Source organism: Paenibacillus sp. PL91 (assembly GCF_012935325.2).
Taxonomy (GTDB): Bacteria; Bacillota; Bacilli; order Paenibacillales; family Paenibacillaceae; genus Pristimantibacillus.
Genome location: NZ_JABBYG020000003.1, coordinates 137,978 through 161,837 on the forward strand (window position 1 = coordinate 137,978; position 23,860 = coordinate 161,837).

Annotated in this window: 18 protein-coding genes; all 18 read right to left on the reverse strand. The window is 49.9% G+C overall.

Annotated features, from left to right (window positions below):
* Positions 1 to 999 carry a Gfo/Idh/MocA family protein gene (locus tag HI950_RS09325; protein ID WP_169083889.1) on the reverse strand — a complete coding sequence of 333 codons (999 nt, stop codon included), beginning with the start codon at positions 997 to 999 and terminating at the stop codon, positions 1 to 3.
* A gap of 66 nt (positions 1,000 to 1,065) precedes the next feature.
* Positions 1,066 to 1,872: a phytanoyl-CoA dioxygenase family protein gene (locus HI950_RS09330; protein WP_169083888.1), complete on the reverse strand. Its 807-nt coding sequence runs from the start codon at positions 1,870 to 1,872 to the stop codon at positions 1,066 to 1,068.
* Between the two features lie 450 nt (positions 1,873 to 2,322).
* Entirely contained in the window at positions 2,323 to 2,826 is a 504-nt protein-coding gene (locus HI950_RS09335) for an MgtC/SapB family protein (RefSeq protein ID WP_169083887.1), read from the reverse strand.
* A 38-nt stretch (positions 2,827 to 2,864) separates the two neighbouring features.
* Positions 2,865 to 3,890: a LacI family DNA-binding transcriptional regulator gene (locus HI950_RS09340; protein ID WP_169083886.1), complete on the reverse strand. Its 1,026-nt coding sequence runs from the start codon at positions 3,888 to 3,890 to the stop codon at positions 2,865 to 2,867.
* Between the two features lie 29 nt (positions 3,891 to 3,919).
* Entirely contained in the window at positions 3,920 to 4,474 is a 555-nt protein-coding gene (locus tag HI950_RS09345; RefSeq protein ID WP_187768062.1) for an HAD family hydrolase, read from the reverse strand.
* Complete coding sequence (locus HI950_RS09350; RefSeq protein ID WP_169083885.1) at positions 4,452 to 5,483, reverse strand: ABC transporter ATP-binding protein; 1,032 nt, start codon at positions 5,481 to 5,483, stop codon at positions 4,452 to 4,454. The genes HI950_RS09345 and HI950_RS09350 overlap by 23 nt, the downstream gene beginning before the upstream one ends.
* A complete protein-coding gene (locus HI950_RS09355) occupies positions 5,480 to 6,523 on the reverse strand; it encodes an ABC transporter ATP-binding protein (RefSeq protein ID WP_169083884.1) in 1,044 nt (347 codons plus the stop codon). The genes HI950_RS09350 and HI950_RS09355 overlap by 4 nt, the downstream gene beginning before the upstream one ends.
* 33 nt (positions 6,524 to 6,556) lie before the next feature.
* On the reverse strand, positions 6,557 to 7,702 hold the full coding sequence (locus HI950_RS09360) for an ABC transporter permease (protein WP_169083883.1): 1,146 nt from the start codon (positions 7,700 to 7,702) through the stop codon (positions 6,557 to 6,559).
* Between the two features lie 3 nt (positions 7,703 to 7,705).
* Positions 7,706 to 8,704, reverse strand: coding sequence for an ABC transporter permease (locus HI950_RS09365; RefSeq protein ID WP_169083882.1), 999 nt, complete (start codon positions 8,702 to 8,704; stop codon positions 7,706 to 7,708).
* Between the two features lie 95 nt (positions 8,705 to 8,799).
* On the reverse strand, positions 8,800 to 10,761 hold the full coding sequence (locus HI950_RS09370) for an ABC transporter substrate-binding protein (RefSeq protein WP_223285194.1): 1,962 nt from the start codon (positions 10,759 to 10,761) through the stop codon (positions 8,800 to 8,802).
* Between the two features lie 578 nt (positions 10,762 to 11,339).
* Positions 11,340 to 12,353, reverse strand: coding sequence for a LacI family DNA-binding transcriptional regulator (locus HI950_RS09375; RefSeq protein WP_169083881.1), 1,014 nt, complete (start codon positions 12,351 to 12,353; stop codon positions 11,340 to 11,342).
* 118 nt (positions 12,354 to 12,471) lie between these two features.
* Positions 12,472 to 13,344, reverse strand: coding sequence for a glycoside hydrolase family 43 protein (locus HI950_RS09380; protein WP_187768063.1), 873 nt, complete (start codon positions 13,342 to 13,344; stop codon positions 12,472 to 12,474).
* A 156-nt stretch (positions 13,345 to 13,500) separates the two neighbouring features.
* Entirely contained in the window at positions 13,501 to 15,783 is a 2,283-nt protein-coding gene (locus HI950_RS09385; protein WP_169083880.1) for a glycoside hydrolase family 88/105 protein, read from the reverse strand.
* A 4-nt stretch (positions 15,784 to 15,787) separates the two neighbouring features.
* Positions 15,788 to 17,569 (reverse strand): hypothetical protein, encoded by a 1,782-nt coding sequence (locus HI950_RS09390; protein ID WP_317618323.1) that lies wholly within the window; start codon positions 17,567 to 17,569, stop codon positions 15,788 to 15,790.
* Positions 17,570 to 17,623: 54 nt separating this feature from the next.
* Positions 17,624 to 18,496, reverse strand: coding sequence for a carbohydrate ABC transporter permease (locus HI950_RS09395; protein WP_169083879.1), 873 nt, complete (start codon positions 18,494 to 18,496; stop codon positions 17,624 to 17,626).
* Positions 18,497 to 18,552: 56 nt separating this feature from the next.
* A complete protein-coding gene (locus tag HI950_RS09400; RefSeq protein WP_169083878.1) occupies positions 18,553 to 19,455 on the reverse strand; it encodes an ABC transporter permease in 903 nt (300 codons plus the stop codon).
* A gap of 91 nt (positions 19,456 to 19,546) precedes the next feature.
* Complete coding sequence (locus tag HI950_RS09405; RefSeq protein WP_187768064.1) at positions 19,547 to 21,166, reverse strand: extracellular solute-binding protein; 1,620 nt, start codon at positions 21,164 to 21,166, stop codon at positions 19,547 to 19,549.
* 221 nt (positions 21,167 to 21,387) lie between these two features.
* Positions 21,388 to 23,652, reverse strand: a complete 2,265-nt coding sequence (locus HI950_RS09410; RefSeq protein WP_169083877.1) for an AraC family transcriptional regulator — start codon at positions 23,650 to 23,652, stop codon at positions 21,388 to 21,390.
* Positions 23,653 to 23,860: the final 208 nt, after the last annotated feature.

Genomic DNA, 23,860 nt, shown 5'->3' on the forward strand with positions numbered 1-23,860 from the left:
TCAATTCCCTCCCGGCTGCTTGAAGTCAACCGTTCTTCTCTCGCGATGGGCGATGTAGGCCATTTCAAGCAGCTCTGTCAGCCTCGTTCCATCCTCCAGCCCGTATGGCATCGGTTGGTCGTTCAATATGCCATTTACCCACTGTGTCAGCGGAAGCGGCTGCTCCTTGGGAAGCTGACGCGGAGAAATCCAGCCTTGCATCGGCGAATCCGTATGTTTGGAAGCGAATCTCACTTGATCCCCAGAGATGATCAATGTTCCTTCCGTGCCGTACAGCTCGAAAGCCGGCGGCGTTAAGTAGGTGACTAAGCTTGTTTCCAGCAGCGCTACCGCATTGCCAGCAAACTCAATTGAGCACTGCGCATGATCTTCAACGGCTCGCCCCGTAAAATGACTAAACATGGAGGTTATGCGTTTCGGTTGTCCGAGCAGCCAGCTTGCCAGATACATAGGGTGGCACCCGAGATCCATCATGGCCCCTCCGCCTGCTTGTTTCTCATCGTACCAATAATCAGGCAGCCAATTATTTAATGCTCCGTCATGGCCGTTCCGAATGCGGAGAGTTGTAATAGCGCCGAGCACCCCGTCATCCACTAGCTGCTTGGCGAACAAGTGATGAGGTCTAGTACGGGCCGGAAAAGAAATACAAAACTTAACGCCAGCTCTTTGGACGGCAGCCGTTATTTGATTGCATTCCGCCACGGTAAGCGCCATCGATTTCTCCGTGAAAATATGCTTGCCCGCATTTGCGGCGGCAACCATTACCTCGGCGTGCATGCTGGTAGGCGCATCGACGACGACGGCATCCACGTCCTCGCGCTTCAGCAGAGCATCCAAGTCGGACTCGAAATCTGCTCCAAGCTCTGCCGCCCAGATACGTCCCCTGTCTTTGATTTCATCCCATACGGCCGTGATGTTTACGCTTCCAAGCGATTGCAGGTGTTTGGCGTAACCATCGGCATGAACATGCCACTTGCTGATCATCGCGACATTCAGCATTCCTTATCCCTCCAAATTAGTGTTGTGAAATGGCAGCACATTGCAAGTCATTGTTCTCGCGTCTTCTTAATCCTCAAAGGCCGCTATTGGGTAGCCGGCTCCGAACGGCGCGTCCGGCCGCTCGTATTCTCCCGCCAAATAGCGGCGCTGGGGCGTTGTACGCTCCAAATAATCCTTGTCGTTCGTAAACCGATCGGAGAACCGGACCCAAGGCGGACTGTATATATAATGGGCGGTATAACGGTCATAGTCTCCGTCATGCATGTATGTACGATGCCAAACGGCGTTGTGGAACAGCAGTACGGAGCCGGCAGGAGCACATATAACATGTCCGATCGGCAGATCGGATTTGCTTTGGCGAATGTCTTCCGGGAGCGGCACCTGGGACCTGTGGCTGCCCGGAATCATTTCCATGTTGCCCATCCTCGGCAGCGATTGATCGGTGAGCAGATAGGAAGCGCGCAGCTGCAGAAGAGGGATCGGATAAGCCAAATGCTTGAAATCATAGGCTCCCGAGCCGTCTTGATGCCATCCGCCCGCATCACCGAATGCCGGCTGCTTCGTGCACCAAGCGGATTGAAGAATGAAACGGTCGCCATAAATGGCTCTTACTTTCGGCAGTACAGCAGGATGATCAATCAGATTGTCCAGCGCGTTTTCCGTCTCGAATCCTCGCCCAACCTGTGCCCATCCCGTCGTCCCTGCTTTATCATGAAGGCGGACAGCTGCCTCTAGACATTCTTGCGCTTGTTCAGCCGATAATACGTTCGGAATAATAAGGTATCCCCATGATTCAAACATGAAACGGTCAAGCTCCGTGAATTCACCGGGCTTGGATATGGCATTTAGCCCTTGTCGCTGCTCAGCAGTCATGCGATAACCTCCTGACAAATTACATGAGTTCAAAGCCATTGACACCCATTCGAATAAGGCGGGACATGAAGTCGTCACTGCGTAACGCTAACGTGAATGACACGCCAGCAAAAGATTTTCACCTCCAATCTATATCAAACCGCATATCCTATATATAGAATATGAAAAGGATCATAAATAAATGCAAAAAAAGACTTGAAATATTTCTTATTATTTCAAGTCTAATGATGATCCTGCCTCTCGAGCAGCTTTTCTTCTGCCGAACAAGCTTTCGCATTTCAAAATTGTATATATTGAATATGTTTTTTAATACGTAGGGACACAGATCCATTCTTTTGAAGAAAACTTACACTTCCTCAGATCACCTAACTTCATTCTCGTGTCCAAAAAAGCACACTAAAAAAACGCCGAAGATTTCTCCCGGCGTCTTAATAGAAAACATATTTTATTTCACGCAGATAAATCCTTATCTTCTTTCACTATCAGCTTATCATGCTCACGCTTCTCGATCCAGCCGCCGACTCGGATAAACAAGAAGGCTGTAATGATCGTGAAAATGACAATGCCATAGAAGCCTGCTCCTATTCCGATGCCTACTCCTCCAGCGAATAAAATCATTGCCGCTGAAGTCAGACCTTTCACTTCAAAGCCGGTTTTCATAATGAGCCCTGCGCCTAGAAAGCCTAGTCCAGACACAATCTGAGCGGCCAAACGCATCGGATCCATCATTGTTCGCTCATGCATATGCCCGTAGACCACAACGCTTTCAATGGAAACAATGGTAATCAGCGCTGATGCGACCGTAACGAACGTATAGGTTTTCACGCCTGCCGGTTTATTCTTATGGGTTCTATCGAATCCGATAAGAAGCCCTAAGAATGCGCTAATAAAAATACGGAAATAAATTTCATACTCCGAAAAAAAAGAAGATAAAAATGCAATTAGATCTGTCATAGCTTGCCTCACTTACTTTATAATCTTGGCTTCTTGTTTCATATCGATGAACAAGAGCTTCTTTCAACGATCGTGCTGTTCACGATCCAATGATCCTCATAATCGCCGTCTAGGACAGCGAGCTTGTGCATAAGCAGCCTAAGGGATTGTACGCCAAGCTCCGCGGGCTGCAAATCCATGCCCGTCAACGAAGGCGTAACTTGATGCATCATCGAGAGATCTCCGCAGATCACGAACAATGAAATATCCTCCGGAACGCTATAGCCCAAGTCCTTGATGGCATTCATCGCGCTAAATGCTGTTCGATCGTCATCTGCGATAATCGCCGTCACCTTTTCTTTGCGTGTGCCGAGAATCGAATAGGTTTCGTCATATCCGTATCTCATATATTCGTCCGAATGAATGCACGGCTTGTAATGAATCATATGCGGACGAAACTCGATTTGATGCTCGTTTAATGCATTTATATAAGCCTCCGTTCTTTCGATGGAGACCGTCATCTGCTGTCCTGCATTAAGAAACATGATGTCGCGATGGCCGAGACCGACTAAATAATTGCATATATCGCGGATGATTTTGTCATTGTCGTTATTTACGGTTGAAACTTCATGAAGGTTTTCGTTTAAAATTTTGCCCACCGTCACAAACGGAATCTGATTCTGATGCAAAAGATTGATCCGCTCATCGTCTTGCGTAGGACCGAGCACGATGGCTCCGTCGATGGGATAGCTTGCGAGGGATGGCGTCTTTACCTCCTCTGCAGCGATCATATCCAACAGTACCCGATAGCCATAAATAGATGCTTCCAATATTACGCCGTTAATGAATTGATTGTGGAAAAAGTTAAAAAAAAATTTGCCATGCGGAATCGTTAATCCTATAGCCATCGTTTTCTTGGTCACTAAGCTCCGCGCGATGTGATTAGGAACATAATTTAATTCCCTGGAAATTCGGAGCACTCTTTCCGTTACTTTTTTGCTCGTAGGTCTTTTCTGACTGAAAACATTAGATACCGTGCCTTTTGAGACACCAGCCAGACGGGCGACGTCATCGATTTTTGCCATTTTTGCTGTAACATCCTCTCAAAGCTTGTTCAAGGCAATTCGCGATTAAGCACCTCTACCAAATCGATCAGTTCAAGAGGATCATTAATCGTGTAATCCGGAATTTCCAAGTCATCTGCAGGCGATTTCGGATATCTAGTCGTCCAACTCAGGAAAACGCTGGTCAGTCCAAGCTGGTTTGCCCCTCTTACATCCCTGCTCAAATTGTTTCCGACCATAATGATCCGGGAATAGTCCTCCTCGCTAAGATCCATAGCGCCCACCGCCGCTTTAAACATTCGAGGGCTCGGCTTGGAGGCTTTCACCGGCTCCGAGTAGGTCAACGTTTCAAAATAATCGTATAGCCCGTTTTGAGTTAGTAAATTTTTAAAGGATTGGGCCGTTCCGTCTGCTACGATTGCCAGTCGATAGCCTCTGTCTGCAAGTGTTTTCACCATAATATCCGCTCCGGGAATCACATTCCCTTGAATGACTGTACCCTCTTCATCGCGAATTTCTGTGCCTTCGTCAATGATCGTGTCGCCGCAGTCCAAAAAGACGATTAATTTCTTTTCCTCCACATCAGGTTTCATTTGCTCTATCATTCTGGACACCCCTTAAATTCAATTCCTCCGCATAATGACAAGCCGTAAAATGATTATAACCTACTTCACGAAGCTCTGGCACTTGCTGGATGCATTTATCCGTTCTATACGCGCATCTCGGATGGAAATGGCAGCCGCTTGGCGGGTTAGCCGGGTTCGGCACCTCACCCTCCAAAATGATTCTATTTTTCTTCAGCTCCGGGTCTGGCTGCGGAACCGCAGACATTAGCGCTTCTGTGTACGGATGCATAGGCGTTCCGAACAAGGAGTCCGTAGAAGCCAGCTCTACGATACGGCCCAGATGCATGACCGCAACTCTATCTGAAATGTTCTGCACGATAGAGAGATCATGCGAAATAAAAATGTACGTGATTTGAAATTGCTCCTGCAGATCCTTAAGCAAGTTAATGATTTGGGCTTGAATAGACACGTCCAAAGCGGAAACCGCCTCATCGCAGACGATCAGCCTCGGCTGCGTAATAAGCGCTCTAGCGATCGCGATGCGTTGTCTTTGTCCTCCTGAGAAGGCATGCGGATAACGTCTCAAATAGCTGACATTCAGCCCCGTCTTTTCTGCGATCTCTGTCACTTTTTGTTCAATTTCCGATTTGCTCAGCTTGAAGTTGGCAATAAGCGGCTCAGAAATAATGTCAAATACACTCATTCTCGGGCTGAGCGAGGAATACGGATCTTGGAAAATCATTTGAATATCTTTTCTGTATGTTTTGGATTTCTTTCCTTTCAGTTTAAGAAATTGTACTTTTTGCCCATCTTCCGCGTGGTAAATCACATCACCGGAGGACGGGTCCATCCCTCTTACGATGCAGCGCCCTAACGTTGTTTTGCCGCAGCCGGATTCACCGACAATGCTTAAGGTTTCGCCCTCCATAAGCTCGAAAGAGATATCGTTCAGCACGCGCACCTGCGCAGGCTTGCGAAATAAAGCTGCCTTGGATTTCACTTGAAAATCCTTATTCATATTAACTACATCAAGAATGGGCTTGTTCATTGGGACTCTCCTTCACGCAGATCCGAATACAGAAAACATCTGACCGAATGATGATCGGAAATCCGGGTTTTAGGTACAGCTTTGCTATTGCATATGCCTTCAATTCGATCCTTGCACCGATCGTAGAATCCGCACATCGGCGGCATATTGACCGGCATGGGAACGGAGCCTTCGATGGAGTCAAGCCGCCTGCTCTTGTCCCCGCCCAATCTTGGCATTGATTTGAGCAAGCCCTTCGTATAGGGATGCTTCGGATTATAGAAGATTTCTTTCACAGGCGCCTGCTCGACGATTTTGCCCAAATACATAACAGCCACCTCGTCGCACATTTGCGCGATGATGCCTAGATCATGCGTCACAAGCAATATCGCCATGCCGAGCTCCGCTTGGAGGCTTCTCATTAATTCCAGTACTTGAGCTTGGATCGTCACGTCAAGCGCGGTTGTAGGCTCATCGGCAATCAAGAGCTCCGGATTGCAGGATAACGCCATCGAGATCATCGCCCGCTGACGCATGCCTCCTGAAAACTCATGCGGATATTGGTCGAACCTCTTCTCTTGATCCGAGATCCCCACCTTTGCAAGCATTTCAAGCGCAATTTTTTTGGCTTCTTTTTTGTTTTTGGTACGGTGGATCTGTATCGCTTCCATGATCTGATTGCCAATCGTATACATTGGAGAGAAAGCGGTCATCGGCTCTTGGAAGATCATAGCTATTTTTCGGCCTCGAATGGATCGAATCCGTTTGCCGGTCGGGTCCAATGACAGCAGGTCTATTTGTTTGAATGCTGCCTCCGTATCAGAATGGTACATAATGCTGCCTGTCGTCTCGCATTCTTTGGGATTAATGCTGATGATGGCTCTGCTAGTCAGGCTTTTCCCGCAGCCGGACTCCCCAACAAGCCCCAACGTTTTTCCTTTATGGATTTCAAAATCCACCCCGTCTACTGCCTTCATTTCCCCGTTATCCATCTGAATTTGAATTTTAAGGTTTTGAACGGATAATAAGGGCTTCTCGGTTTGAGACGCTTGCGTTGACATGCTATCCCCTCGCCTTGCGTTTGATTTAGTGAGTTATTTTTTGTATGGGTCCGCGGCGTCGCGCAGTCCATCGCCAAGGAAATTGTAAGTTAATACCGTTAGAATAACGATACCCAGCGGAATTAGCTTCCAAGGGTACAAAGCCACATTTTCGATCTTCTGGGCTTCTTGAAGCAGTACGCCCCAGCTTGTAGCGGGTGAACGAATGCCAAGTCCTAGAAAGCTCATTGCCGTCTCGCCTAAAATCATGCCGGGAATGGCTAGCGTCGTCGCCACAACCAGATAGCTTATAAAACCGGGCAAAAGATGCTTAACGATGATTTTTGTATTGCCTACGCCCGCAATCTTCGCGGCGATGACATAGTCTTCATTTTTTAAAGCGATAAACTTGCCTCTTACCACCCTTGCCAGATCCGTCCAACCAATGAAGGCAAATATGATGACGATGTACAAATACATCGTCACTACAGGTATCCTCGGCGGAATGGCAGCGGATAAAGCCATCCATAAGGGCAGCGTAGGGAAGGATCGGATAATTTCGATAATGCGCTGAATAATCGAATCCAACCAGCCGCCAAAATAACCGGAAATTCCTCCAATGATTAAGCCAAGCACGAAACTGATTCCAACTCCGACAAGCGGAATGCTAAGCGAGATTTGACTGCCCAAAATAATACGGGAAAATAAGTCCCTGCCCATGCCATCCGTACCAAGCAAGAAAATCCGGCCAGGCTCCTCCACGCCTATTAAATGCGTAGACGTTGAAAATAGGCCAAGAAACTTATACTCTTCTCCCTTGACAAAGAACTGCAGCGGATAACGTTTTTCTGTATTCGATACAAATACTTTGCGCATCGTTTCCGGGTCACGTGTGGACTTGAGCTCATACACGAATGGCTTGATATGGAACTTGCCGTCCGCGTCCATGAATCTGAAGCCCATCGGAGGAGCGTTCACATATTTGCTGTCATAGCTTTGTAGACCGTAAGGCGCAATGAATTGCGCAAATAGCGCGACAATATATAGGGAAGCAAGAATGAATAAGCTAATGCGTGCGAGCTTATGCTTCTTGAATCTGAGATAAATCAGCCGCCACTGCGAGCTGTAGTTGGCATCCTTGATTTTGGCCGGCTGAATAATGTCCGGTTTTTGTCGTCTGAATGCAGGAATTGTTTTCATAGGCTAGTTTCCCCTGAACTCTGTACGGATTTTTGGATCGAGCCAAGCAAGCAGAATGTCTGAAATTAAAGTCCCGAGCACGGTTAAGAGAGCCATGAACAGCAGCCACGTGCCTGCGAGGTACATGTCTTGCCCCAGCAGCGCGTTATACATGACCGGCCCCTGCAGCGGTAAATTCAACACGATTGCGGTAATGGTCGCGCCAGTAAATATGGACGAGAGCGACCAACCAAACGTGCTCACGATTGGATTCAAAGCTGCGCGCGTAGGATATTTGAACAATATTTTCATTTCAGACAAGCCCTTGGCTCTGGCGGTAACGACGTTCGGTTTATTTAACTCATCCAGCATCTGGCCTCTCATGATACGAATCAAGTCCGCCGTGCTTGCAAGGCCGATGACGATGACAGGAATAATCATATGCTTCATAAGGTCCAGCACTTTGTCCATCGACCATGGCGCATTTACGTATTCACTTGAAAAGAGGCCAAGCAGCGGGTCGCCGAACCAAGTATACGATAGGTACATTAAAATGATTGCGAGAAGAAAATTGGGCGTTGCCATGCCGATAAAGCTTAATCCGGAGAAAAAATAATCGCCCGCGGTGTACTGCTTAACGGCTGTGTAGATGCCGATCGGAATAGCTACCACATAATGGAATACCATAGTGACAAGCGAAACGACCAAGGTGAGACCCATATATTGCTTAATGACATCGGTTACCGGTTTGTTGTAATTAAATGAAAAGCCAAAATCACCGTGCAGTACGATTTTTTTCATCCAGACAAAATATTGCTCGTAAACGGGGCGGTCAAGTCCTAGATTTGCTCGCATCTCATCCATTTCAGCTGTTGTCATTACATCCCCGGCTGCAGACATCTTTGCGGAGTAGTTGGAAACATAGTCGCCAGGCGGAAGCTGTATGATATAGAAGACGATAAACGAAATAAATATAACAACGGGTATGACCAATAGGATTCGTTTTAATATATATTGAAGCATGTCATATCCTATCCTCTCTGTCGCAATTCAATCGAACTCAAGGAGGGATAGCAGGGAATCTGATTCCCTGCTATCCTGCCAGCAAGAAACGTCTATTATGGCTTGATGAAAAATTGCGATGGATGGCCTTGGCCTAGCGAACGGTATTCATCCGCCCATACCGCATCGGTTGGGATGTTGTGAATGCTGTTTGAGGCTATTACCAGTACGGGCGTCGGGCCCGCATAGCCGATGACCCATTGGTTTTTCTGATGAAGCTTAACAATTTCATTGCTCAATTGATTGATTTCATCTACGCTTTTGCTTGCTTTGATTTTGTCCCAGTATTCAAGAATTAAAGCGACATCTCCCTCAGGCTTAACTCCTTCCTTGCCTCCCGAAGAGCTGTATAGGCCGTAATGGCCGAACCATGGCGTGATGACACGAAGCGGTACGAGTGTATCCGGGCGGAACGCTACGTTAGCGACAGAGATGTTCTCGGTAGTCATCGGTACCTGATTCGCGTATTTCATTTCAAAGTGGGTACCTTGATCGACAATCTTAATGTTTGTCTTAAGTCCCATATCCTCATAATATTTTTTAAGCAGCTCCAGAAAAGCTTCGGTATCGGTGTTGGATTCAATAACGGTGAGCGTTAAATCCGAGCCGTCCTCATAGGTCCGGAAGTTATCTTTGTCCCGTTTGGCCAAACCAATCTCATCCAGCAGCTGGTTCGCGCGCTCCGGATCGAATTCCGTCCATTGGTTTGCCCAGCCTTCTTGATAGCCGATAACGCCTTCCGGAACTGAAGCCTGCACGGGTTCTGCCAAACCATTGGATACGATTTCGGTAATTTCCACGCGGTTAACGCCGACCGACAGCGCCTCTCTAAAACGAATGTCCTGAAACAGCTTGCGCAGCTTAGGGTCCTCTGTTGTTTGGTTTAACTGGATTCCCGCACTGGACCATGCCGGCTGCGTCCAAGGTATAATACGGTAATCGCCTTTCTTCTCATTTTCTTTCAAAACGGTGAAATCCTTAGAATCGAAGGCCAGCAGATTGTAATCGCCAGCTAGCGTACCGAGTACCTTTTGGCTTGGATCCTGAATTTTCGTCGCAACGATGCGGTCGATATAAGGCAATTGCTTTCCTTCTTTATCCGTTTTCCAGAAATAAGGATTCCGTTCCATAATGAACTGGTCACTGTTGGGATCGGTTTTCGCTACCCAAGCCCGAAGAGTCGGAATTTGTGAATGAAGCCAGAAGTAGTATCCCGTTTCGACCAGGAAAACCTTTGGATCCTCATAGCCCCATTGCTTCGTAATTTCCAACGTTTTGTCTTCGCCTACGAATTCCGGAAGGATCGTTTTATGGAAATGAGCGGGTGCAAAAAACCATTTGTTATCGATTGCTACACGCTCCAAAAACTGTACGCTTGGGTATTTATGAGTGACAGTGAACGTATAATCATCGACTTTTTTGACTTCGGCCAGTGCTTTGTCGCCCGTTGCCGGATCGACCGAATAATACGCATCGTAGATCTTTTTACCGAACGTTTCCTTCGTCAGCATATGCTCCCAATAAAATAGAACATCGTCAGCTGTAAAAGGAACACCGTCCGACCACTTCATCCCTTCTCTGAGGTGAATGGTGAATACGGTGGAATCCGCATTGACTTCATACCCCTTGGCCACGTTGGGCTCCACCTTGTCCCCCTCTTTGTTGAAGCGGAATAGCGCTTCCTCCGTTGGCTGTCCGACCGCCCATTTGTCTCCAGGCCCCGTCCAAGGCATTTTCCACTCTCCGCCGTATTGTCCGATCTCCTCCACAACATCCTCGATCTTAATATCGTCCTGAACCGGGAGACGCTCCGCCAGTGGCGGCAACGTCCCAGCGCTGACCAATTCAGCAAGCATCGGCGCTTCTTTTGAGCCTGTACCGTCAATTGGCGCTTCCTCTACAACTGCCGACGGTTTGGGACTTTCCTTCGCTTCATTAGGTCCTGAATTATTAGTGCAAGCTGCCAAAACGATTGCCATGATCACGATCAGCATGAACAAAAACCTGTTTTTTTTCAAGTAAACCCCTCCGAATTTGAATTATCATTCTAGGCACAAGCTAAAACAGAACACCGCCCCCGTGATTATTAAACCGGTTTAATAAAGATTTAAAAATTGTCGGCTATGTAGCGTATTGCTCCTGGTAGTTAAACCGGTTTAATTGAGGTTAATTGTTTTGTAAGCGCTTTATTAAAACGCTTTATTTGTATAATACATGGCTTCCAGATCAGACGCAAGAACATTTAACAATAATGGAAAATTTTTATTTCATACCGATCTGCGTCCTCTTCGGTACGAATGCTTCCTTTTTTTTAACCACCTCCGCTATACGAATTGACCTATGCTACCCGTGTTTCACCGCCTCATTGACTATAATGTCCCTTTGTAATTGGAGTGTTTGTCCCACATGTTTTTATAGTAAAACTAGCAAGAGGAACCGAAATAATAGATATTCACGCACATTCCTTATTGGCGTCATAAAAAAATCCCCTCAGTCAGCAGTGTTTCGTTCATTTTTTCATGAACTCTTTTTTCACTGTTCCCTGTGGGGATTATTCCAACGAGAGCAAATAAGGACTTTTTGCTGTGGTTCCTGTTCATTCATCCAGCTTCGCGCGAGCCGTAGACGCCCGTACCATCAGCTCCGTCCGCAGCGCGATGCGGCGCTTGTGGGCCGAGGCCTCTTGCCCGAATTGCTCCAGCAGCAAATCAACGGCGGCAGCCCCCAATTGCTCCATCGGCTGAGCGATCGACGTAAGCGGCGGATCGGTTACCGAAGCCAGAATCGTATTGTCGAAGCTGACGACCGACAGCTCCGAGGGCACCCGGAGCCCCGCTTCCTTGGCCGCTTGGAGAGCGCCGACGGCGAGCAAATCGTTGCAGCAGAAGATCGCGGTTGGACGATCGCTGCCTTTCAGCATGCGAGCAGCCTCCCGCTTTCCGTCCTCCATCCGGTGCTTGCAGTGCTTCATATGGCGCTCCGCCAGAATGACACCGCTTTCCTCAAGCCGTTCCTTAAAGCCCATCAGCCGATCCCGGCTGCTGCTGAGCGATATGCTCTCACACAGGACAGCCATGCGGCGATGGCCCAGCAGCAGCAAATGCTCTGCCGCAGACCTTCCGCCTTGCCAATCGTCCGCCACCACCGTATGAACGGGAAAGTCTGGCAGCTCGCGGCCGATGGCGACGATCGGCATGGACTCGCTCAGCTCGCGCAAAGTGTCCGCATTCCCGAGCCCCGTACCGACCATTATGCCGTCGATGCGCTTTTGCTTAAGCACCGAAATATATTGTTCAATCCGTTCATCTCTGTTATCCGTGCTGCAAATAATAACGCTGTATCCGAGCTGATGCCCCCGGTCCTCGACCGCTCTCGCCACTTCCCCGTAAAAAGGATTTGCAATGTCCGGGATGAGCAAGCCGAGCGTATAGGTATGCTTTCCAGTTAAGGCCGAAGCGATAACGCTTGGCTGGTAATGAAGCCGCTCCATAATGGCGAACACTTCACGCCTTCGCTCCTGGCTTATTTTCCCTTTTGCGTTGATCACCTTGGATACGGTCGCTATCGATACGCCAGCTTCGCGGGCTACATCGTAAATTGTCGCTTTCATGCGCATTCCTCGCTCACTCATGTCGTCCTAATCTCTCTATTATGCTTGGAGTAAGGCACAATTGGCAATGACAATCGCTCTTGGCTCAGCATGCAGCCGGCAGCCTATTTCTTCAACATCACTCAGAGTCTGGTTCATGGAACTGCAAGGCAGTACTGTTCCGCACTCTAATGACGCTTCCATGCCTTCTATCCGGCGGGAAAGTCATCATATGCGTAATGTTTTCCCAGTGAATCAAGTCCGAGGATCGCATCGCGCCATACTCCCGAAAGTGGAACAAATCGTATAGCATGATCCATTCCCGTCCGCCGCTGCCGTTTACAGCCTCATACAGCGTCGGCCCTTCGGATAATGCGGGGGTGATGAGTCCGGAAACGCAAGTTGGTTCGGGCAGATGCTCTTCATTTTTGCCAAATGCGAGAGAGCGAATCGCCTTGTAATCCGTTTCCGAATTGTTGAGGCCGCGCTCGTCTTTGAATAGCAACAGATATTGGTCTCCCAAATCCGCTACCGTGGCGTCTATCACATTGTATCCGGGGTCAAAATAGAGCTGCGGCGCCGTAAAACGCTCGAAATCATCCGTTAGCACCGACCAGATCCGGTGATCGCGAAGCTTGCCGGCTCCCGGCTGCGCAACGGTGGACGACCAAAAAATCCGATAAGAGCCCTTCGCCTCATCGAATATTATTTCAGGTGCCCAGCAATTGAGCGTTCCGTCCACGTCCGCCATAACGGGCAGCGATTGGATTCCCTTCCAGCGCATTAGGTCGTCCGACCACGCATACCCGATCGTAGTTCCTTCCCAGCTGTCCGTCCAAACCGCGTGAAACCGCCCGGTCTCATCCTCCATCACAAAGGGATCGCGTATTCTTCCTCCGGCATCCTTCCCCTGAAGCACAGGGCTGCCGCCATTCCATTCCTTCCATGCGTATCCGTCTTCGCTGACGGCTGCATAAAGCGATTCGTCATCCGTTTTGAAATACGAGAACAAATATATGATTTCGCCCCCCAATCGCAAACGGCAGCGGCTTTCCCGAACCGTTCGCTATGTTTTGCTCAGACCAAAGCATTGCCGTCATGGGGCGGCAATGCTTGTTCAGCGGAAAAAGTTTATCCTAATATATAACAGCTAATTTAAATATACTTATTATTCTTCCCGCTGCTGCGGGACCGTTTCTTGCAAGGAAGTGCAGACCGGCTTGGCAGCCGCGTTCTTCAGCTTGCTGATTTCCACACCCGCCAGCATCATAATGCCGATGCCGTGGTTGTCGTTCACGACTGTTCGCAGGTCGTACATGTAATAATCCGGCGAATAAGAATACCGCGACCCGCTGCATACGCCGTGCACATTGCCCTGCCGGTCGATCGCCCCGCTTGTCAGGCCTTGCCATGCTTTATGCGCTGCGGCCGCATAGCCCTTCGACCCGTCGAGCCAGCCGAAACGCACGCCCCTCGCGAAAGCATAAGCGAACATCGCAGTACAGGACGCTTCCTCGTAGGCTTCAGGCTGGTTGAGCACTTGGCGCCATAAGCCCGATTCCGACTGAAGCGCCGCGACTCCCGCACACAGCTCCCGGAACATAACGAGCAGCTCTTCACGGTCTTGGTGATCGCCGGGCAGCTTCTCCAGCAGCTCGGACAGCGAGAACAGACACCAGCCGTTGCCGCGTCCCCACGGCACGCGGGTCGCCTTGCCGTATTTAAAGTCGAACACATGCGACATGACGCCTTCCGGCTCCATAAACAAGTAGCGCTTGTACAGCAAAAATTGCTTTGCCGCTTCATCCCGCGCTTCCTGCTTACCCGTTGCCTCGGCGTACCGGATCAGGAAAGGGGCACTCATATACAAATCGTCCGCCCACATCGTATCAGCCGAATATTCGCCCGGGCACAACCGGTAGAACGCGCCATCAGGGCGGCGCTCCAGCTTCTCCAGCATAAATTCCGCGATCACATCCGCAATGCGGAGAAAGCTTTCATTCCTCGTCTGCAAATAAGCCTCAAGCATAGCCGAGCCGAAGGAGCCGCAGTTGTCCAGCATCTTGATTATGACGAGCTGGTGGTTCACGGAAGGAAATCCGTATTCGTTCCTGTCCCATAATGAATACGTATACAGGTCTGTGCAATTGCGGATATGGCCGAGCGCGTATTCAGACAAATCATCCCGATTAAGCTCGCGGGCAGTCCGCAGCATCCCATACATCGTGACGCCAAGCGGATAATCCCAGCGCCCGTAATTCGTGGCGCTGCCCGTCGTCCATTTGTTGCTTAGCATCGCGTTCTCATAGTAAGGCCTCACCCTTGTTTGCGGCGCATCGACCATCCAATACGTAAATCCGGCTGCTCTGCCCTCGGAATCGATGGCGGGATAAAGCGCAGCCGTCGTGCATACCGCCTGCGGATCCAGCTCAGCTGCCGGGTCCAGCGGCCCAGCGTAAAGCCACGCGCCTTCGCCTCCGTGAATCGCAGCAGGCAGCCCCAACTGCAGCAGTCTCCCTCCGGCATAAGCGCTGCATTCAAACCCCCAGCCGCCCGGGCTGCTTACGCTTCGCACAAGCAGCTGACGTAGTCCCGGAGCAACGAACACTTGCATGCGGTAGGAGCCGGCCGATACAAGCTCGGCTACCTTTCTTCCGTCCAGCCATATGGAGGTTGGCCCTAAGACTCGGCCCTCCAGCACGACCGACTCATCCACGGAAGGCACCTGCAATTCGCACCAGCCGTAAGCTGCAGCAGGCTGAACAGGAACGCCGAACAGCCGCTCGCAGTTAGGCAGGCTCTCTTCCTCCTGCGTCCACTTCAGCCGCGGATGCCAGGAAAAGCCGGTTTCTTCTTCTGCCAGCTTGAAATCGGGAAACCCCTTTTCCGGACCGAAAATCCGGCTTTTCGCTGTTTCTGTAAATACCCAGCCTGCCTTTCCCGACCTGCCTGCAAAGGGAGCAAGCACCTGCAGGATGCGAACCTTCGCCTCATCCGCTCCAAAGCGGCAGCCAAAGCCTGCAGCCGTCTTTTGCGCTTCTACCAGGAAAGCATTCCAGCCCTTGCGCAGCAAGAGGGGGATAACCGCGCGCGCGTCAGGCTTCAACTCGTCTACCGCACTTGATCGGTACAGCTGCTCTTCATTGACGTACAGCCGAACCGGGCCGAGCGGCTCCATGACACCGTCGATCGAGCGCTCGTCGTCGCTCCATACGAGCCCGTATGCGTAAGCGAATTCGCCGTCAGCCGCTTCCGGCAGCTTAACGGAGAAATCCATATCGTAAAGCCCATCCCCCGTTTGCAGCACGCCCGTTTTGGCAAAAGCGCGCAGCGCAAAGGGTACGGGAGGATTCGCGCCTGCGTAACGGCCGGCGAGCAGCTCAAGTATACGGCGCTCATCGTCGCCGAACCCGTATCGCGCGCTTTCACGCGGTTCCATATATGCGGTCATGTCCTCATTCCTCCCGTTTGCCTTCATTCCGGTCCTGACTACTAGACAACCTGATATCGAAAGTTTTGTCATATGGCGTCATCACGTTCACAAGCAGCGTCTGGCAATCCGCCGGATAGCTTGTATTGTTAATTGCCTTGGCCCGGTGCTTATGCGCCCCTCCGTCCAGCTCGATCCAATCGTTCCCGGCAGTTAAGCGGACAGTCCCCTCTTGCCAGAACACGGTTCCTGCAGCTGCCGGCGCAAGTCCCTCGCCGGATAATGAGCCTTCCTTATGGAACACAAATGAAATTTGCGTCATCAAAATTTCCGGCTGCTCGCAGCGCACGCGAATGCGCCAGCCTTGCTCGCTCTCGGTCAGCTCCACCTCGACCTCGTGCTGCTGCTCGTGCGTAACCTCGCGCAAATGATGCGGCAGCAAATACCAAGGACTGACCGGCCCGTGGGCGGTTTCTGGCAACTGGCTCTGTGCGACAGGGCCATAGTAGCCCTTGCGCTCTGTCGCCGTTAACCGGTAACCGTGCTCCAGCTCCTCCAGCCGCTTCAGCTTGACGAAGCCGGGTTCAAAGGAAGTAGCGATTTGCACGGCAAGCAGCCGTGCCGCGCCATGCCGCAGCGCAAAAAACGAATTCGTCTCCGTAATGACGGTCGCGCTTGTCGCCCCGCTCCTATGCCGCGCGACGGGAGCGCCGAAGTCCGGATGAAGCCGGCTGTGATAGATTTTCCCTCCGTGTCCGGCCGCTTCCATTCCGCTCAAGTAACGATCGCGCGGAAAGCCGCCGTTTATAACGACCTGATAGGTGTCCGGCAGCTCTGCTGGCTGGATTGAATTCTCGCGAAGCTCCGGATAGCACAATAAACCAAGCAGCGCGTTATTGGGAAGTCCCCCCGGATGCGTCAGCGCTTCGCCCGCAAGCTCCGCGATAGCTTCAAAGAGCGGCTCATTGTCGCAGCTTGCCATCAGCTTGGCCGAAAGAAAATAAGTGCCCATGTTGTATGTGCTGCCAAAGTCTTGGCGGCCGGAGTAATCGGTCACCACTTCGCCATCGGGATGAATCATATACGCCATCATCCGCAAATTCCGGCGTACCGGCTCCAGCAGGTCGGGCCTATCAAAAAGCTCCGCCGCATAAATAAGGACGATATCGCTGACAGCGTTATAAATGCCGTTGCTGCGCTCCGTCCACTCCCCGTCTTCTGTGCAATCGATTCCTTCCGCGAGCCATTGCTCCGCTCTCGTCTTAAGCTCCGGCTGCCCCGTCAGCTTATACATAAACCCGAGCGCCGCCGTAATAACCCAGCGATGATTCGGGGTGTGGCAGCCTCCTGTTAGCAAGGCAGGGATGGTACGCTCAAGAAACGTCCGGATATCCTCCGCCGCTTGGCGCAAAGGCTCCCACGCATCGCCTTCAAGCAGCAAATAGACCTGCGCTAGGCCGCTAACGACGAATGCGGTATCCGGAGGCGAGTGCATATTCGTCCATGGCGGCGAAATCGTTCCGTCGGCATGCTGAAACCGCAGCATGTACTGTGCGCTCAACTCCAGTCGGTGAAGCAGCTCTTGATTATGATAAAAGCGTGAATCCTCGTTGATGAGTGCCGATGCCCAAAAAGCCATAACCATCGGCGTTCCGCCGTGGCTAGGCCATGCGATGCCGTTCACGGGATCAGTGACCCCTCCATAAAAATGGCTTTTGCTATCAAGCACCTGATGATCCAATCCTTCTTGTACATAACGGTCATTAATAGAAACCAGCTTGTCGTATACGTCCATTTGTCTTCCCACTCTCTCCTCGGCAGTTGTTTTCCGCCTTCAGGCTATGCCTGAAGGCCTCAAGATTTATCCCTTCACCGCTCCGAGCATCACGCCGCTTACGAAGTAACGCTGCAGCCACGGGTAAACGATTAGAATCGGCACAGTTGCGAATATAACGCTCGCCGCCTTCAGGCTTTCCGGAACGACGGTCGCCATCTGCGCACCTTCCATCTGCAGAAGTTCGGTGATCATATTGTTTTGTATAAGCTGATAAAGCTTCAACTGCAGCGGATAAAGCTCCGGACTATTGATGTACATCAGCGTATCCGTAAATCCGTTCCAGCGGCCCACCGCGTAAAACAGGCTAAGCGTCGTAATGACTGGAAGCGATAAAGGCAGCATGATGCTGAGCAAAGTCCGAAAATGGCTGCTGCCATCGATTTCCGCAGACTCCTCCAAGCTTTCCGGAATGTTATTGAAGAACGTAATCAAGATGATTAAATAAAAAGGATTGATCAAACCGGGCAGCACGAGCGCCCAGATCGAATCGAGCAAATTTAAATTTCGGATCAATATATACTCTGGAATGATGCCGCCACTGAAAAACATCGTGATAACGACGACGGTCATGAAGACCTTGCGGCCTTTCAGCTTTTTTTTGGACAATGGATAGCCGATCGCAATCGTCATGAGCATGCTGAGCACGGTGAATAAGCCCGTCAATAACACTGTAAATCCAAGCGAGCGAATCATTGATGCGTCAGAAAATACTTTCACATAAGCTTCCAGATTTAAATCGACCGGAAAGAGACTAACCTTGCCGGAAAGAATAGGACCTGCCGAGCTTAGTGATATGGCTGCTATATGAAGAAATGGAGCCAGACATATCAATGTGCAAACGAGTAAAATGATAAAGTTGGCGGTATCGAACACACGGTTGGCGGTTTGCTCTCTCATAGCGTCGCTCCTTTCAAATGATCGAATTCAGGATGGATAGATTGTTGCAATCACTCCTACATAATGCCTTCATCCGTAAGCTTCTTGGAAGCATAGTTTGCTCCGAGCACAAAGACAAGACCAACGACAGCTTGGAATAAACCGACAACCGTCGCGAGCGTATATTGGCCGGATTGGAGGCCGATTCGGTACACAAACGTGCTGAGCACATCAGCGTACTCACGTACTGCCAAATTGCCGATAACATACGGGCGCTCGAAGCCGATTGAAATCATATGGCCCAAATTAATAATGAGCAGCACGACGATAGTTGGCTTTAGGCCAGGAAGCGTAATATGCCAAATGCGCTTCAGCCTGCCCGCCCCGTCAATGCCGGCAGCCTCGAATAGTTCTTTGTTAATGCCGGTAAGGGCAGCCAAGTAAATAATCGTCCCCCAGCCTGCACTCTGCCACACGCCGACTAGCAAATAGGTGATGAGCCAATCGTTTTTATCCGTCAGAAACGGAATAGCGTCAAAGCCAATCGATGTAATTACGTTATTGATCATGCCGGATTCCGTGCCGAATACTTGATAGACGATTCCGCCGATAATGACCCATGAAATAAAATGCGGAATGTAGAGTATCGTTTGCGACAGCTTCTTAAACCACAGCGTCTTCATCTCGTAGAGCATGATTGCTAAAATAAGCGGCGCTGGAAACGAAACGAGCAAATCGAAAAAATTGAGCAACAGCGTGTTGCGCAGCGTCAAATAAAAATCGCGCATGGCGAACACTTCTTTGAACGCCTCAAAGCCGATCCATTCGCTTCCCATTATGCCTTGAAAGAAATTAAAATCCTTAAACGCAATTTGGATCCCGTACATCGGTCCGTATTTAAAGATAATGAAATAAGCCATCGGCAATGCCAGCAGCGCGTACAGCTGCCAATACCTGCGGAAATAGGCGTTATTGCTCATAGCGGTCTCCTCCTTATGGATCGGTTTTGGCGCAGGGACAAGGCAATTCCTCATCCTCGTCCCTTCGCCGTCGCCGAGCCTGATCAGCGCATTATTTCGCCTGCATCTCTTTATAAACAGCTGTTCTCTCGTCCAGGATAGCCTGGCCGCCGCTTGCCATATAGTCCTTCAGCATCGTTTCATAGACGCTTTCGAACTGCTCTGTCTTCGCCATTGTTGTTTTTACGATCATCTCATTAAATTTGTCGAGCAAGGTTGTGCCATATTTCGTTTGAGCCTCGATCGGTCTGTCCATTAGCACTGGCGGAATCACATCGGTATTGGCTATCTTTTGCGCAAGTTCCACCTGCTCCTGGAATTTCTTCGGCATTTGCAGCGCTCTTGCCTTCAGATTTTTCTCCATGCTGCCCAGCTGCTTGCCGTTCGAAATAATAACCATATCGCCTACATTGTACAAACGGTTTACCGCTTCCTCAGTCGGGTTTTCCTTGACTACCGGGATTTCGTCGACCATCGTATAATTTTCGCCTTCAACGCCGTTTTGCAGGTTGAACAAATTATCGCCGCTCGTCATCCATTCCAAATATTTGATTGCCTCGGCCGCTCGCTCGCTCGATTTTGGAACCATGATGTAAAGGCCGTTTGGCGCGTACATCGGCTTGGCATGCTTGCCTTCTTCATTGGTGTATACGTCTACGGAAACGAGCTTGGCGTCCGGAACGTTACTCAACAGCGTGTCGTTAGAGCCCTTCTCGTAAAATGGATTGATATCGTCCTCGCTAAAGAAGCCGATCTTCCCTGTTGACACGCCTTCGCCCAATTTCTTCTTATCCTTGTCGAGACCAAAATCCTTGCTCATCAAGCCTTCGTTGTACAGCTTGTTCATAAACTGCAGCGCATCTTTAAAGCCCGGCAGAAGCGTCGGATAGTCATTCGAGCCTAGCTGCTGCGTCAGCGTATATTTTTGTTCCTCGGTCATTGGCTTAATGAAAGACCAGAGCAGCGGCTCGTATTGAGCGGAAGCGATCGTCATGCCGAGTGGAATAACCTGTCCGCCCGTCTCGCCTGGGTCCTTCTCCTTAAACGCTTTCAACGTTTCATAAAGCTCTTCTGTCGTTTGCGGGACCGGCATATTCAGCTTTTCCAACCAATCCTGGCGGATGAAGGAGGCATACTTGCCTACGTTCGACCGCTTAGCCGGGATAGCGAACTGCGTACCCTCGAATTGTCCATAGCTGAGTACCTCATCACCAAGGAACGCTTTCAAATTCGGCGCCTCGTTTAGCAGGGGTCCGAGATCGGTCAAGCCGCCTTGTTTCGCATAACGGTTAAATGTATTTGGATCGTAAGTAAATACGATGTCCGGCACGTTGCTGCCGCTTGCCATCAACACATTCAGCTTTTCAACCTCTTCCGAACGCGGTACCGGTACGAACTCCACATTAATGTTGTTCGGATCACCGAAGTTTTTTTGAATAAAGTCTGTCATATAGTTGTCCGTTATCGTGGAACCAACCGGCGAGTTGCCTCTATCGAACACCTCTACCTTAAGCGTAACCTTCTCCTTTGAAGCTCCCCCATTCGCATCGCCTGAAGCTTCCTCTTTCGTGTTTGCCGAGCAAGCCGTAAATAATAATGAACAAGCAAGCCCTACTGTCAATACCGCTTTCTTCGTTCCGAGTGTCCCTTTTCTTTTGTTGCATCTAATCATCGTTCCAAGCCCCCTCTTTGAATGATGTATTGCCGTACCGGGCAGGCTACTCGACATATAAGGATAACGCTTTCAGCTATGTCGCTGCAGCCCGATTCGGGATGACCACAGTATGGCATGACATCCGAAGAGGCAGCAATAAACTAGTTTCCAACCGATAAACTTTCGTGATTTTTCCCATTATCTGTCATCAATGACTGTAGTCGTGCAATAAACAATTTTCAAATATCCCCGTTGTTATGGGGTTTTCCGGGCTTAAGCTTCAGTTTTCTATAGTCTCCCGGCGTTACGCCTGTGATTCGCTTGAACACGCGGCCAAATGTAATCGAGTTCGCATATCCAACCTGAAGGGCAATATTTTGCACCGACTCCTCCGTGTTGGCCAGCAGCTCCTCCGCCCGCTCCATACGAAGCTGAACGATAAAATCAACAAACTTCATATTAAATTCTTCTTTGAATAAATAGCTGGCGTATTTGCCTGATATATGGAACCGGTCGCTCAAATGCTTTAAAGATAAATCGGGGTTTTCGAAATTTTCCTCGATATAGGTTTTCAGTTCATTTATCATCGCGCGATGATTTTTAGTTTCACTGTGTGCGACATAGGTGCGGTATATTTCCGTCAACCGCTCGAAATAATGCGTTTTTAATTCGTCAAGGGTCGAGGTCTCATCCGCTGCTTGCTGCTTGGCGTCCGCCTCCGGCCCCTTGAAATGCCCATGCAGCTCATCGGACATATCCGAAAGCTCACTACCTAGCATATCCATCATCGTCAGTAAAACCATCCTGATATCCTCATCCTTCATGCGATCCTTCTCCAAATGCTCGAACAATCGCTCCAGATGCGAACGCCATTCGCCCGTTAAAAGTCTGAACTCCCTTACGAGGCTGGACCCATGCTGCAAATAGGCATACCATTTCCGTCCCGCCTCATAAGGCAGATCCTCGCTCATTACGACCGATTGCTTGCCGAGGGACAATTTATGTAGCAGCACGTCAACTGCAGCCTTGTAGGATAGTCCGACCCGCTCCCATTCCTTCTCCACATGTCCGACGCCAAATAGCAGCGATAAGCGCAAATGCTCAGCCACCCATATCCGGCCTTTGTCTGCGAATATCCGAATTTTCTCCATTGCAGGCGAGTTGCCTCCGTTCAAGCCGACGATCATGCCCATCCGGTTCTCCGCAATCCATTCAGCCCATCCATACATGCCGTCGGCCTGCGCCAGCTCTTGGAGCACATTGGTTAACGCAAACTTCAATGTATGCTGGTCCCGCGAGGAGAAATCGCTGCTGAAATCGCGATAGCGTCCAATCTCGACGACGATGAACGCCAATTGCTCCGGCTTCTCCCCCGAGGGAAGCAGACCCAGCTTCACCAATCGCCCCGCAACATTTTCAGGCCCGCTGCCTTGCATCATATCGTGGAACAGCTGCCGCCGGCTTACGAGCAGATTCTCGCGCTGCTGCTTCTCGAAATCCGCCGTTTGCTGAATCAGGCTCTCCAGCGTATGGTCGATCATGGACAGCTCATCCATCTTCATCCCGAACGCATCCTCGCGGAGCTGAATCGATTCGATCCTGTTCATCATGACACGGATCGGCTTATAGTTTTTTCTAGTGATATAAATGATGTATAGGATGGCAAAAATAACCGTAAGCAGGCCGATTACAACCCACACATAAGAGATGACGGAAACCCACATAAACAGCTGTCCGGCGGTAATTCCGCTCTGAAAGGTCCAGCCGGTCAGCTCTAAGGAGACGCTGTTCAGCACTTTGCCGCCCACCGCATTGCCGGATTGATCTGCGTGCCTAGTCGAAAACAGCGGATTGCCGGATGCATCAAGAACATCTACGAACGAGATGTCGCCATTATTCATGGACCGGATCATTTGCTCGACCGCATACATATCGACGTTGATGACGACGAGTCCTTCGGTACCGAAAGGCAGCGGCTCTCTTTTATAAATGGAAATGACGCGTTTATCCTGCTCTGTGCTGAATTCCTGGTAAGACCGCACCATCGACCATCCTTTGTTGTCCGGATTAGCCAGCGCCTGCTCAATGAACGTTCTGTCGGCGAACGCTTCCCACTTTACAAGCCCGCTTCGCGTCAGCACCTGCTTGTCCTCATTCCGGTATACATAAATCGAATCGAGCAAGCTATCGCTTGCAATAAGCGTGCGCATGCTGTCAACGACATCAAAGATGACCTCACTATTCTCGTCCGTCAGCCCGATATTCAGAAAATCACGGTAACGGTCGTTTTTTCCTACCTCCTCCAGCACATCCATCTCGATATCCTTAAGCGAACGGGACAGCCGGTCCGCCATATAGCCTGTCGTAATTCGATCGGCTTTGACCGTCTCCTTGTGCGAGATATCATTGACGACAATAAAGGACAGAAAGATCAAAATCGTCACCGTAAACAAAAAAATCGGAAAATAGGAAAGCAGCATGCGGCGGTACCAATTCCTCTTCATCTCTACAACTCCTCATATAAAAGCACGAATGCCTATCTTTTTAGAGAAAGCGCTTACCTTGCTTATTTTAAGAGATTGTAGATGAAGATTCAATGGCAATAAAAAAGGAAAGCCTCACTAGCGTGCTAGATTAAACAAAAAAAGACAATTCCAGATGACCTGGAGCTGCCTTTTTCCAACTTACTTATAATTATTGCTGATTTAACCA